The 12,456-nt window shown below is 53.3% G+C and carries 13 protein-coding genes and 1 riboswitch; of the genes, 6 read left to right on the forward strand and 7 right to left on the reverse strand.

Annotated features, from left to right (window positions below):
* Positions 1 to 3: 3 nt before the first annotated feature.
* From thiS to rsd, 5 genes are all read right to left on the reverse strand, one after another.
* Entirely contained in the window at positions 4 to 204 is a 201-nt protein-coding gene (gene thiS, locus J1782_RS03940; RefSeq protein ID WP_217152468.1) for a sulfur carrier protein ThiS, read from the reverse strand.
* Positions 201 to 950, reverse strand: coding sequence for a HesA/MoeB/ThiF family protein (locus J1782_RS03945; RefSeq protein WP_152325376.1), 750 nt, complete (start codon positions 948 to 950; stop codon positions 201 to 203). Before J1782_RS03945 ends, thiS begins: the two co-directional genes overlap by 4 nt.
* Positions 943 to 1,596: a thiamine phosphate synthase gene (gene thiE, locus J1782_RS03950; RefSeq protein WP_217152469.1), complete on the reverse strand. Its 654-nt coding sequence runs from the start codon at positions 1,594 to 1,596 to the stop codon at positions 943 to 945. Before thiE ends, J1782_RS03945 begins: the two co-directional genes overlap by 8 nt.
* Positions 1,593 to 3,545, reverse strand: coding sequence for a phosphomethylpyrimidine synthase ThiC (gene thiC, locus J1782_RS03955; protein WP_254302910.1), 1,953 nt, complete (start codon positions 3,543 to 3,545; stop codon positions 1,593 to 1,595). The genes thiE and thiC overlap by 4 nt, the downstream gene beginning before the upstream one ends.
* Before the next feature lie 145 nt (positions 3,546 to 3,690).
* A riboswitch (TPP riboswitch) is annotated at positions 3,691 to 3,817 on the reverse strand.
* A gap of 80 nt (positions 3,818 to 3,897) precedes the next feature.
* Positions 3,898 to 4,407, reverse strand: coding sequence for a sigma D regulator (rsd, locus tag J1782_RS03960; protein WP_152325379.1), 510 nt, complete (start codon positions 4,405 to 4,407; stop codon positions 3,898 to 3,900).
* A 98-nt stretch (positions 4,408 to 4,505) separates the two neighbouring features.
* On the opposite strand from rsd, the gene nudC reads away from it, so the two are divergent.
* The 6 genes from nudC to J1782_RS03990 all read left to right on the forward strand — a co-directional run bounded on the left by nudC (position 4,506) and on the right by J1782_RS03990 (position 8,946).
* Positions 4,506 to 5,291, forward strand: a complete 786-nt coding sequence (gene nudC, locus J1782_RS03965; RefSeq protein WP_165062239.1) for an NAD(+) diphosphatase — start codon at positions 4,506 to 4,508, stop codon at positions 5,289 to 5,291.
* A gap of 71 nt (positions 5,292 to 5,362) precedes the next feature.
* Positions 5,363 to 6,427: a uroporphyrinogen decarboxylase gene (gene hemE / locus J1782_RS03970; RefSeq protein WP_152325381.1), complete on the forward strand. Its 1,065-nt coding sequence runs from the start codon at positions 5,363 to 5,365 to the stop codon at positions 6,425 to 6,427.
* A 9-nt stretch (positions 6,428 to 6,436) separates the two neighbouring features.
* A complete protein-coding gene (gene nfi, locus J1782_RS03975) occupies positions 6,437 to 7,117 on the forward strand; it encodes a deoxyribonuclease V (RefSeq protein WP_152325382.1) in 681 nt (226 codons plus the stop codon).
* 70 nt (positions 7,118 to 7,187) lie between these two features.
* Entirely contained in the window at positions 7,188 to 7,778 is a 591-nt protein-coding gene (locus J1782_RS03980) for a YjaG family protein (RefSeq protein ID WP_015699027.1), read from the forward strand.
* 190 nt (positions 7,779 to 7,968) lie between these two features.
* Entirely contained in the window at positions 7,969 to 8,241 is a 273-nt protein-coding gene (hupA, locus tag J1782_RS03985) for a nucleoid-associated protein HU-alpha (protein WP_013577396.1), read from the forward strand.
* Positions 8,242 to 8,304: 63 nt separating this feature from the next.
* Positions 8,305 to 8,946, forward strand: a complete 642-nt coding sequence (locus J1782_RS03990; protein WP_235937461.1) for a DUF1481 domain-containing protein — start codon at positions 8,305 to 8,307, stop codon at positions 8,944 to 8,946.
* A gap of 86 nt (positions 8,947 to 9,032) precedes the next feature.
* Here J1782_RS03990 and purD read toward each other — a convergent pair whose 3' ends face one another.
* Positions 9,033 to 10,322 carry a phosphoribosylamine--glycine ligase gene (gene purD, locus J1782_RS03995; RefSeq protein WP_152325384.1) on the reverse strand — a complete coding sequence of 430 codons (1,290 nt, stop codon included), beginning with the start codon at positions 10,320 to 10,322 and terminating at the stop codon, positions 9,033 to 9,035.
* Positions 10,323 to 10,368: 46 nt separating this feature from the next.
* The gene (gene purH, locus J1782_RS04000; RefSeq protein ID WP_217152470.1) at positions 10,369 to 11,958 is read right to left on the reverse strand and encodes a bifunctional phosphoribosylaminoimidazolecarboxamide formyltransferase/IMP cyclohydrolase; all 1,590 of its coding nucleotides are present in this window, start codon (positions 11,956 to 11,958) and stop codon (positions 10,369 to 10,371) included.
* Positions 11,959 to 12,456 lie beyond the last annotated feature (498 nt).

A 12,456-nucleotide genomic window follows, 5' to 3' on the forward strand; every position in this document is an offset into this window, starting at 1 on the left:
GTTTCATCCTCCGGCTATCGCCTGAAAGAGCAAAATCTCATCACCGTCTGCCAGCCAGTGTGCAGGCCAGTTATCGCGGGGGATAATGACCTGATTTACCGCCAGCGCTCTGCCCGCAGTGTTTAACGCCAGCTCATCGAGCAGAGCTAACAGCGGGAGCGGCTGACTGAACTGATGAGATTCATCATTGACCAGAATAATCACGCATAGCCTCCGCAGACGGTACAGGCAGATGATCGCGTGAGTTGCAGTGAACGCCAGTTCTGTGTTTTTCCGTCGAACAGCCGGAGTTTGCCGCTCAGTGTGCAAGGCAGCCCAGCCAGGATTTTCAGTGCTTCGAGCGCCTGTAATGTCCCGATGGTGCCCACTACCGGCCCGAGTACGCCGGATGTCCGGCAGTTACGTTGCACGGTTTCCTGATCCGGATACAAACAGGCATAACAACCGTGAGCGTAGGGTGCTTCAATCACCAGAAGCTGTCCGCTGAATCCGACGGCGCTGCCGCTGATTAGCGTTTTGCCTGCATCCACGCAGGCTTTATTGACGGCATGACGGGTCTCCATATTGTCGCTGCAATCCAGAACGATATCGGCATTGGCCACCGCTTGTGTCAGCGCTTCACCCAACAGGCGTTCCGTAATGGCCACGGCTTCGCAAAGCGGATTCAGGCGCAGCAGCTCACGCTTTGCCAAAGTGGCTTTGGGCTGATCGAGATCGGCTGTGCGGTAAAGGATTTGCCGCTGAAGATTGGTGATATGCAGCCGGTCGTCATCGGCCAGAAAAAGCGTGCCGACGCCCGCCGCCGCCAGATACAGGGCGGCAGGAGAACCGAGTCCGCCAAGTCCGACGATCAGCACCTTTGCCGCCTGTAACTTTTCTTGCGCCTGCGGGCCGAATTCCTCCAGCATCAGCTGACGGCTGTAACGCATAAAAGCCGCATCGTTAAGCATCTTCCGGCACCTTGCTGGCACACAAGGCCAGCAGTTCGGCGGTGGCTGCACGCCAGTCCGTGGCCTGCGTAATGGCGCTGACGACCGCAATGCTGCCGACGCCGCAGTCCAGAACCGACGGCGCGCGGTCAATGCTGATCCCGCCGATGGCCACTGTCGGAAAGCGGCCATCGAGTTGCTTAATGTGTCGGGTGAGTTCTTCCAGACCCTGTGGCGCCGACGGCATATCTTTGGTCTGCGTCGGGAAGATATGGCCCAGAGCGATGTATGAAGGATTCACGGAAACGGCGCGCGTCATTTCAGCCTCGTCATGCGTGGAAACGCCCAGTCGCAGACCGGCCTGACGAATTGCCGCAAGATCGGCTGTATCGAGATCTTCCTGACCCAGATGCACGCCATATGCATGATGCTTCACCGCCAGACGCCAGTAATCGTTGATGAACAGCCGCGCCTGATATTTTTTTCCCAGCGCGATAGCCTCGATAATTACCGGTTCGACGTCTTCATCGGGTAAATCTTTCACCCGCAACTGCAGCGTTTTCACGCCTGCATCGAGCAGACGGGCGATCCATTCCACCGTATCGACAACCGGATATAAACCAAGGTGAAAAGGAACGGCGGGGAAGGGCTGAGCTGACTGATTCATTTGTTGATCTCCGTGGCAGGATGATAAAGCTCGCCGCCGCGTGAACGGAATTCAGCTGACATTTGTGCCATGCCGGATTCAACGAGTTCGATGGGCCGGGCTTTAGCTTCCAGCGCGGCGGCGTAATCGCGAACTTCCTGAGTGATTTTCATTGAGCAGAATTTCGGGCCGCACATCGAACAGAAGTGGGCGACTTTGCCGGATTCCTGCGGTAACGTTTCATCGTGGTAGGCGCGGGCAGTGGCCGGGTCCAGAGCCAGATTAAACTGATCTTCCCAGCGGAATTCGAAACGGGCTTTGGACATGGCGTTGTCGCGGATTTGCGCACCCGGATGGCCTTTGGCTAAATCGGCGGCATGTGCTGCAATTTTGTAGGTAATCAGACCCTGCTTAACGTCTTCTTTATTCGGCAGGCCGAGATGCTCTTTCGGTGTGACGTAACACAGCATGGCACAACCGAACCAGCCAATCATCGCAGCGCCAATACCGGACGTGAAGTGGTCATAACCGGGCGCAATGTCGGTCGTCAGCGGCCCGAGCGTATAGAACGGCGCTTCGTGGCATTGCTCGAGTTCTTCCGTCATATTGCGGCGGATCATCTGCATCGGCACATGCCCCGGCCCTTCAATCATCACCTGCACGTCATATTCCCAGGCGATTTTCGTCAGCTCGCCCAGCGTGTGCAATTCTGCAAACTGCGCTTCGTCGTTGGCGTCCTGAATCGAGCCGGGACGCAGACCGTCACCGAGAGAAAGCGAGACATCGTAAGCGGCGCAGATTTCGCAAATCTCCCGGAAATTTTCATACAGGAAGCTTTCGCGATGATGTGACAGACACCATTTCGCCATGATTGAGCCACCGCGCGAAACAATACCGGTCAGACGTTTGGCGGTCATCGGCACATAACGCAGCAACACGCCAGCGTGAATGGTGAAGTAATCCACACCTTGTTCCGCCTGCTCCAGCAGGGTGTCGCGGAACATTTCCCAGTTAAGGTCTTCGGCCACACCATTCACTTTTTCCAGCGCCTGATAAATCGGCACCGTACCGATCGGCACCGGGCTGTTACGCAGGATCCATTCACGGGTTTCATGGATATAGCGGCCGGTGGAGAGATCCATCACCGTGTCCGCGCCCCAGCGCGTCGACCACACCAGTTTTTCAACTTCTTCTTCGATGGATGACGTCACCGCCGAGTTGCCGATATTGGCGTTCACCTTCACCAGAAAATTGCGGCCAATGATCATCGGCTCGGATTCCGGGTGATTGATGTTGGCGGGGATAATCGCGCGACCGGCGGCCACTTCCTGGCGAACAAAGTCGGCGGTGATATTCGCGGGCAGGTGCGCCCCGAAGCTTTCACCGGGATGTTGCTGGCGCAGGACTTCTCCGCGGATCCGCTCACGCCCCATGTTTTCGCGAATAGCGATGAATTCCATCTCAGGGGTAATCATGCCCCGTCGCGCATAATGCAGCTGTGTGACATTTTTACCGGCAATGGCTTTTCGCGGGCGCGGAAGATGTTCGAAGCGTAAATGATCCAGCCCTTCGTCGGCCAGGCGCTGCTGAGTAAAACCGGAGCTGACTTGCGGAAGTTCTTCGGTATCGGCGCGTCCGGTTATCCAGCGGGCACGCAATTTTTCAAGACCGGTATGCACGTCGATGGTCGCAGACGGGTCGCCATACGGTCCGGCGGTGTCATAAACCGGAATCGCTTCGTTTTCTTCAAACTGCGGGTTGTCTTTTCCGCCGCCGACCAGCGTCGGGCTGAGCTGGATTTCACGCATAGGGACACGAATACCGGCGTTGTCGCCCTGAAGATAGATACGTCGGGAATTGGGAAAGGCTTCGCCCTGCAAGCTGTCGATAAATGACTGTGCCTGTGCGCGTTGTTCACGGCGGTTAGCGGGCTTTTTTTCGGATGTAACGGGTTTCTGGGTACTCGACATAGCAAATTCCTTGTGTTGTTTTCACGCCAAAAAGCGTGACAGAACGTAATGGAAAATTGCTTGTCTGGAGGTTTACGGCAGGAGTAAAAATGGGCGGTTGAACGCTGGCGGCCGTTTGCAGGCTGATGCCAAATCGCGCTAAACGCATAACATTACTCTTGTTCCCTTCGCGGGTACTAACCCGATCAGGTTCCGCGGATCCCGAATTAACGGTCTCAGCCTGGCATCATCTCCGCGAGGAAATTTTGCACGAGGCACTCCGACAAGAAGCCTCAATATAGGAGGCCGTTGTAAAAACTACAACCCTGAGCAGGGTTTTTATTGTGGCAACGTGTTGTGCAGAAGTAACACGTTACGCGGGTCTGGCAAGATGCTCTTCGTTTGCAGAAGGCAATTCTTTGCGACTTTCCGGATCAAAGGCCAGAATGATCAGTTGATCCTCAAGCTGAAAACGCGCATCCAATGCTTCACCCACATCGGATAATGCATAATGAAATGCGAAAGCATTGTCATCATCAATATCATTTTCGGTGTAACTGTCATGGAAAGCCATGATAGCTTCAGTATTGAGCTCGAGTGCAGGGTATATTTTCGCAGCCTGTAATTTTATCTCTGCACCTTCCACTTCATCGATGACCCGTTGATAAAGATGGAAATGACCGGCAGAAAGGTAATCCACCAGGTTATGGCAAAAGTTGTCCAGCGCTTTTTCATTCAGCGGTGTATGTTTTTCTTTATTGGGTTTCAGGCCGACCAGTGTGCAGTAAGACACCAGCAATTCTTTACGCGCGTGCAGCCATTGATCCACTAACTCATTACTGCCACCAACGCGTTGGGTCAGTCTTTCCAGACGATTTAGCATGGTTGACTCCGTGAGCGAGAAAAAAGTAACCAAAGGTTACTAATATGTAAATATCAACCCCAGATTGTCAGTCTCGTCGAGGTTATGCAACAACAATTATGGAATTACAGATCACAGAAGAACATACCGGCTGGTGGGTAATCAGCTATGAGGGCAAGCTGTGGCTGCCCGAAGGTGAACTGCCGAATGGCAGCGCTGCGCAATTTTCTCTGACGGGCAAAATCGCGCGTCAGATTGGTGAATGGCAGGGCGAACCGGTGTGGATGGTACGTCAGGCGATGCACAATCACATGGTATCTGCACGGCAGATGCTCGATCAGGATCGCGGGCTATTCCAGCTGGTCGGGCGCGGCGTGCAGCTGTCGGAATTTTACCGTTCGCACAAGTTCTGCGGCTATTGCGGCCACGAGATGCACGTCAGTAAAACCGAATGGGCCGCGCTGTGCGGGCATTGCCGTGAACGCTATTACCCTCAAATTGCGCCCTGCATTATTGTCGCCATTCGCCGCGGTGATGAGATTTTGCTGGCGCAGCATGTCCGCCACCGCAATGGCATTCATACGGTTCTGGCTGGCTTCGTGGAAGTCGGGGAAACTCTCGAAGAAACTGTGGCGCGTGAAGTCATGGAAGAGAGCAATATCTGCGTGAAGAATGTCCGTTACGTCAGTTCCCAGCCGTGGCCTTTCCCTAATTCGCTGATGATGGCGTTTATGGCCGACTACGACAGCGGTGACATCGTGCATGATCCGAAAGAGCTGCTCAACGCAGGCTGGTATCGCTTTGATCAACTGCCACAGTTGCCGCCACCGGGGACCATCGCCCGCCGGCTGATTGAAGATACGGTTGCGCTGTGCCGCGCAGAAAGAGATGAAGACGACGTGTAGCAGGAGTGTTGCATGCTAGAATGCCGCCAGATTATTTTCGGGCGGCCCGAATATTGAAGGAAAAAGACAGAATGAATGAGTTGAAAAATGACCGCTACCTGCGCGCCCTGTTACGCCAGCCTGTGGATATCACACCGGTCTGGATGATGCGTCAGGCGGGCCGTTATTTGCCAGAATACAAAGAAACCCGCGCTGTAGCCGGTGATTTTATGTCGCTTTGCAAGAATGCAGAGCTGGCCTGCGAAGTGACCCTCCAGCCACTGCGTCGCTACCCGCTGGACGCCGCGATTCTGTTCTCTGACATCCTGACCATTCCTGATGCCATGGGGCTGGGGTTGTATTTCGAAGCCGGTGAAGGCCCTCGTTTTTCTTCCCCGCTGACCTGCCGTGCCGATGTGGAAAAACTGCCCGTCCCCGATCCTGAAATGGAACTGGGATACGTCATGAATGCGGTTCGTACTATCCGTAAAAACCTCAAAGGTGAAGTGCCGCTTATCGGTTTTTCCGGCAGCCCGTGGACACTGGCGACATATATGGTGGAAGGTGGCAGCAGCAAAGCCTTCACAAAAATCAAAAAGATGATGTATGCCGATCCGCAGACTTTGCACCTTTTGCTCGATAAAGTGGCTGACAGCGTCATTCTCTACCTTAATGCTCAAATCAAAGCGGGCGCTCAGTCTGTCATGATTTTTGACACCTGGGGCGGCGTGCTGACGCCTCGAGATTACCGCGAGTTTTCCCTGAACTACATGCATAAAATTGTCGACGGCCTGATCCGTGAAAACGAAGGGCGCCGTGTGCCGGTGACGTTGTTCACCAAAGGCGGCGGACAATGGCTGGAAGCGATGGCGGCAACCGGTTGTGACGCGCTGGGCCTCGACTGGACAACAGATATTGCCGAAGCCCGTCGTCGCGTGGGCGACAAAGTGGCGATTCAGGGCAACATGGATCCTTCCATGCTCTATGCTTCTCCGGTACGTATTGAACAGGAAGTGGAAACCATTCTGGCCGGTTTTGGTAAAGGCAACGGTCATGTGTTTAACCTGGGCCACGGCATTCACCAGGATGTTCCGCCAGAAAATGCGGGTGCGTTCGTGGAAGCTGTACATAGCCTGTCCCGGCAATATCACGAGTAAATCCGGCGTATGATTGATACCCGCGCATTACGTGAAGAACAACGGATCCTTGCAGATCAAATTGAACTGCGGGATCCGACTGAATTCAGCACACCGGCGTTGATCGCGGGTGTGGATGTCGGTTTCGAACAGGGTGGTGAAGTAACGCGAGCCGCGGTTGCGGTTCTGCGTTATCCCTCGCTTGAGCTGGTGGAATACCAGATAGCCCGCATTCCAACCGTCATGCCTTATATTCCCGGCTTCCTTTCTTTCCGGGAACTACCGGCGCTGTTGCAGGCCTGGAAGCAAATCAATGCGCGGCCCGATCTGGTGCTGGTTGACGGGCAGGGTATTGCGCATCCGCGCCGTCTTGGCGTCGCCAGCCATTTTGGCCTGATGATTGACGTGCCAACAATTGGTGTAGCGAAGAGCCGTTTGTGCGGCAAATTCCTGCCTCTCGGGGAAGACCAACACAGCCAGCAGGCGCTGTATGAAGGCGATGAGCAGATTGGCTGGGTCTGGCGCAGCAAACTGCGCTGTAATCCGCTGTTTATTTCACCGGGCAATCGCATCAGCATGGAATCGTCACTGTACTGGGTTGAACGCTGCATGCGGCAATATCGTTTGCCAGAGCCAACCCGCTGGGCGGATGCTGTGGCATCAAATCGGGCAGCGTTTCAACGCTGGCAACGGTTGAGTGATGATCTTTAGGAATCAAGGAATAGGGATATTGATTTATTTCAGGTAAACTCCCGCGCAGAAAAGTTAACGAGATCAACTCATGTTACGTAATCCAATTCATTTACGTCTGGAAAAGCTGGAAAGCTGGCAACACGTGACGTTTATGGCGAGCTTGTGTGAACGCATGTATCCGAACTATCAGGCTTTTTGCCTGGAAACCGGGTTTGGCGAGGCACAGCTTTACCGCCGTATCCTGGATTTAATCTGGGAAACGCTGGTGGTAAAAGACGCCAAGGTCAATTTTGACTCACAGCTCGAAAAACTGGAGGAAGCCGTGCCTTCTTCCGATGATTACGACATTTATGGTGTTTACCCGGCCATCGATGCGTGTATCGCATTAGGCGAACTGATTCATTCACGTCTGAGCGGCGAAACGTTGTCTCATGCGGTTGCCGTGAGTGAGACATCAATTCGTACTGTTGCGATGTTGGAAATGACTCAGGCCGGTAAAGAAATGACCGATGAAGAGCTGAAAGTCATTCCTGCTGTTGAAGAAGAATGGGACATCCAATGGGAGATTTTTCGCCTGTTGGCTGACTGTGAAGAGCGTGACCTGGAATTAATAAAAGGGTTACGTTCTGACCTGCGTGAAGCCGCTGTCAGTAACATTGGCATAAATTTAGCGCAATAAGGCTAGAAAACGTGATTTAACGCCTGATTTGTCGTGCCTTAAGGCTTCACATCCGCACCCTGTCTGGTCTACATTTGGGGTGCGTAAAAAAAGTGGCTATCGGTGCGTGTATGCAGGAGGGTGCTGTCAATCGGCATATCCGTCGCACTCGATGCTTTGCAAACGATAAACACACTGTAAAGGATAACTTATGAACAAGACTCAACTGATTGATGTAATTGCTGACAAAGCTGATCTTTCCAAAGCACAAGCCAAAGTTGCTCTTGAATCTACTCTGTCTGCTATTACCGAGTCTCTGAAAGAAGGTGATGCTGTACAATTGGTTGGTTTCGGGACTTTCAAGGTAAATCATCGTAACGAGCGTACTGGTCGTAACCCACAGACTGGTAAAGAAATCAAAATCGCAGCTGCAAACGTACCTGCGTTCGTTTCTGGTAAAGCTCTGAAAGACGCTGTTAAGTAATTGCTTGCAGTGAAAAGAATAAGCGGAGGGGCCTGTAAGCCCCTTCAGTTTATCACCCCCAGGCTGGTGGCAGGTTTACTGGTTCTCGGTCTGGTGGGTTGCAGTTCTAAAAACTCCTCTGAATTATTCTTTGCCAGCGGGTATGTTGCCGATCAGGGTATCAACAGGCTCTGGCGCGAAGACAACGCACAAAACGAACCTCAAACTATTCTCAACGTATACAGCCCCTATTTTGGCGGCGATACGGTCATTACCCGGTATGAATTCCAGCAGGGGCAATTACACCTGATTAAAGAAACGCATGCGACGCAAACTGATTTAGGCGTGATGTTGCGTTTTGACGATAGCGGGCACGTCAGCTTTATGCAGCGGCAGCTTCCTGAGCGCCGGGAAAAATTATCGTCAGATGATATCGAGCGCTATAAATATGAAGCGACAAAAATCCTCGATCTGAGTAATGCGCTGCGCGTGGGCAATGTCCGGCTGGTGCAGGCTAACTGGCGACAGGGTTTGATCACCACCTGCGCGGGTGAACAGGTGACGCCGAAACTGACCGTCCGTTCCCAGGTCTGGCTGGCTAAACGGGCCAGTCGGAGCAACGACAATCTCGGCCTTGCCTGGCTGACCGCACCGGAAGGCAACGAATTGCTGCTGGTTGCAAATGAAGATTTCTGTAAGTGGGAACCTAAAGAGTCAGATCTCTGATCCCGCTTGCTAATACGTATAAAGGAAAGGCACGCCGAAGCGTGCCTTTTTTGATCGTCAGGTTCTGATCGTCAGATGAACCGCGATTACTGATTGCGTTCGCGGTCAATGGCGCGATAGCCGATATCCTTGCGGTAAAAGCTGCCTTCCCAATGAATATCTTTCGCTAAATCATAAGCGCGCTGCTGAGCGGCTTCGACGGTTTTACCCAGCGCAGTCACACAGAGTACGCGTCCGCCATTTGTCACCACGCGTTCATCTTGCAAACGAGTTCCGGCCTGGAAGACTTTGCCGTCCGGGACTTCTTCCAGCGGTAAACCGTGGATCACATCACCGGTTTTGTAATCGGCAGGATAACCGCCAGCGGCAATTACAACGCCCAGCGAAGGACGCGGATCCCACTCAGAGGTTTTCTCGCCCAGACGACCTTCCGCACCGGCCAGACAAAGATCGACCAGATCCGAGCGCAGACGCAACATGATTGGCTGAGTTTCCGGATCCCCGAAGCGGCAGTTAAATTCGATCACTTTCGGCTGGCCGTCTGCAGAAATCATCAAACCTGCATACAGGAAGCCGGTGTAAGTATTATTCTCAGCCGCCATGCCGTGCACGGTTGGCCAGATAACCTGATCCATAACGCGCTGATGAATTTCATCCGTCACAACCGGTGCCGGGGAATAAGCGCCCATACCGCCGGTGTTCGGGCCGCTGTCGCCATCGCCAACACGTTTGTGATCCTGACTGGTTGCCATCGGCAGAACGTTCGTGCCGTCAACCATCACGATGAAGCTTGCCTCTTCGCCATTCAGGAATTCTTCGATAACGATACGGTGGCCAGCATCGCCAAACGCATTTCCTGCCAGCATATCGTGGACTGCATCTTCTGCTTCTTTCAATGTCATCGCCACGATGACACCTTTGCCTGCAGCCAGTCCGTCAGCTTTAATGACGATCGGCGCGCCTTTGCTGCGCAGATAAGCCAGTGCCGGTTCGATTTCGGTGAAGTTCTGGTAATCCGCGCTTGGAATATTGTGGCGAGCGAGGAAATCCTTGGTGAAAGCTTTTGAGCCTTCCAGCTGCGCCGCTTCCTGCGTCGGGCCAAAAATTTTCAGACCCGCAGCGCGGAATGCGTCGACCACGCCAATCACCAGCGGGGCTTCCGGGCCGACAATCGTCAGGCCGATATCATTGCTTTTGGCGAACGCCAGCAAACCAGCGATATCCGTTGCAGCGATATCGACATTCTCCAGCAGAGGTTCCAGTGCGGTACCGGCGTTTCCGGGTGCGACAAAAACTTTGTCCGCCAGAGGAGATTGCGATGCCTTCCATGCCAGTGCATGTTCACGCCCGCCGTTACCGATAATTAAAATATTCATTCGAGGACTCCGGGTGAGCGGGCGCATCGCACCCGCTAAAAGAAAATTAATGACGGAAATGGCGCATGTCGGTGAACAGCATTGCGATACCGTGTTCGTTTGCGGCCGCGATAACTTCGTCATCACGAATTGAACCGCCTGGCTGAATCACACAGGTAATGCCTACCGCAGCGGCTGCATCAATACCGTCGCGGAACGGGAAGAAGGCATCGGATGCCATCACGGAACCTGCGACTTCCAGACCTTCGTCAGCGGCTTTAATCCCCGCGATTTTCGCTGAGTAAACGCGGCTCATTTGGCCTGCGCCAATACCGATAGTCATTTTGTCGCGTGCATAAACAATAGCGTTGGATTTTACGAACTTAGCGACTTTCCAGCAGAACAGTGCATCAGTCAGTTCCTGCTCAGTTGGCTGGCGCTGGGAAACAACGCGCAGGTCACCGGCATCAACCATGCCCAAATCACGATCCTGAACCAGCAGGCCGCCATGGACACGTTTGAAGTCCAGCGCTTTCTGGCGTCCTTGCCATTGGCCGCATGTCAGAACGCGGACGTTTTGTTTTGCCGCAGTCAGGGCCAGCGCTTCAGGGCTGACTGATGGGGCGATGATCACCTCCACAAACTGGCGGCTGATGATCGCTTTCGCGGTTTCAGCATCGAGCTCGCGGTTGAAGGCAATAATGCCGCCGAAAGCAGAGGTCGGGTCAGTCTGATAAGCACGTTCGTAAGCAGTCAGAATATTGTCGCCGATGGCAACGCCGCAAGGGTTCGCGTGTTTGACGATGACGCAAGCTGGCTCTGCAAATTCCTTCACACATTCCAATGCCGCATCGGTATCTGCAATGTTGTTATAGGAAAGGGCTTTGCCTTGAAGTTGGGTCGAGGTCGCAACCGAAGCTTCACTGACGTTCTCTTCTATATAGAAAGCGGCGTTCTGATGGCTGTTTTCGCCATAACGCATGTCTTGTTTCTTTATATAGCTAAGATTTAGTGTGCGCGGGAACTGGCCAGACGCAGATTCGGTATCGCCGTGATATGCCGGAACCATGGTGCCGAAGTAGTTGGCAATCATGCCGTCATAAGAGGCGGTGTGCTCGAAGGCTTTAATCGCCAGGTTGAAACGGGTCGCCAGCGTCAGCGAGCTGCTGTTGGCATCCATCTCTTCAATAATAGAAGCGTAGTCACTGCTCTTCACCACGATCGCTACGTCTTTGTGGTTCTTCGCCGCCGAGCGGACCATGGTCGGGCCGCCGATATCAATGTTTTCTACCGCATCTTCCAGTGAGCAATCCGGGCGTGCGACGGTTTGCGCGAATGGGTAAAGGTTCACGACCACCATGTCGATTGGCGCGATCGCGTGCTGCGCCATAATTTCATCATCTTTCCCGCGACGGCCGAGGATCCCACCGTGAACTTTCGGGTGCAGGGTTTTGACGCGTCCATCCATCATTTCCGGGAAACCCGTGTAGTCAGACACTTCTGTGACTGGCAGACCGGCTTTTGCCAACAGGCTGGCGGTGCCGCCAGTGGAAAGTAATTCAACGCCACGCGAAGAGAGTGCCTGGGCGAATTCTACGATACCGGCTTTATCAGAAACACTGAGCAGGGCGCGGCGGATTGGACGAGATTGTTGCATGGTGGTTTATATCCTTGGCTTTGGAGTCGCAATAAAGAGCGTTATCGGAATTCAATGAGCGTTTTCTTCTCTCTCTATAGAGCAATTTGCAGAAAAACGCGGGATTGAGCTCAGATAACTTCCCTCTGGCGACTTACTTTTCATTTATCACCCGTAACAGGTGTCGAAAACTGACGCGCGAAATTGTAGCGAAAACGATTGCGCGACGCTCGCAAAATTTGAGATTCCTGTGCGGCTGTGGATAAATCTGTGTAAAACACGGTATAAGCGGTGTGTTTGCTGTGTAATGCAGCAAACGGTATTTTTTCTTAAAATTAGCCCTTGCGGGCTGCTGAGAACTCCCTATAATGCCGCTCCATCGACAGGGAACGACGTGAACAACATCACGAAGTGACCGGGTCGGAAAGATTAAAAACAGCGGCAACCGGATGAAATAAACGGTTGACACTGAATGAGGAAAGCGTAATATACGCCACCTCGAGTTAGCAAGCGAAAGCG

The organism is Rahnella sp. BCC 1045 (genome assembly GCF_019049615.1).
Classification (GTDB): Bacteria; Pseudomonadota; Gammaproteobacteria; order Enterobacterales; family Enterobacteriaceae; genus Rahnella; species Rahnella contaminans.

Coding starts and splice junctions, on each gene's coding strand:
- J1782_RS03980 (WP_015699027.1), top strand. CDS start 7,188: ATGTTACGTAATCCAATTCATTTACGTCTGGAAAAGCTGGAAAGCTGG.
- purH (WP_217152470.1), bottom strand. CDS start 11,958: ATGCAACAATCTCGTCCAATCCGCCGCGCCCTGCTCAGTGTTTCTGAT.
- hupA (WP_013577396.1), top strand. CDS start 7,969: ATGAACAAGACTCAACTGATTGATGTAATTGCTGACAAAGCTGATCTT.
- thiC (WP_254302910.1), bottom strand. CDS start 3,545: ATGTCGAGTACCCAGAAACCCGTTACATCCGAAAAAAAGCCCGCTAAC.
- purD (WP_152325384.1), bottom strand. CDS start 10,322: ATGAATATTTTAATTATCGGTAACGGCGGGCGTGAACATGCACTGGCA.
- nudC (WP_165062239.1), top strand. CDS start 4,506: ATGGAATTACAGATCACAGAAGAACATACCGGCTGGTGGGTAATCAGC.
- hemE (WP_152325381.1), top strand. CDS start 5,363: ATGAATGAGTTGAAAAATGACCGCTACCTGCGCGCCCTGTTACGCCAG.
- thiE (WP_217152469.1), bottom strand. CDS start 1,596: ATGAATCAGTCAGCTCAGCCCTTCCCCGCCGTTCCTTTTCACCTTGGT.
- J1782_RS03945 (WP_152325376.1), bottom strand. CDS start 950: ATGCTTAACGATGCGGCTTTTATGCGTTACAGCCGTCAGCTGATGCTG.
- rsd (WP_152325379.1), bottom strand. CDS start 4,407: ATGCTAAATCGTCTGGAAAGACTGACCCAACGCGTTGGTGGCAGTAAT.
- nfi (WP_152325382.1), top strand. CDS start 6,437: ATGATTGATACCCGCGCATTACGTGAAGAACAACGGATCCTTGCAGAT.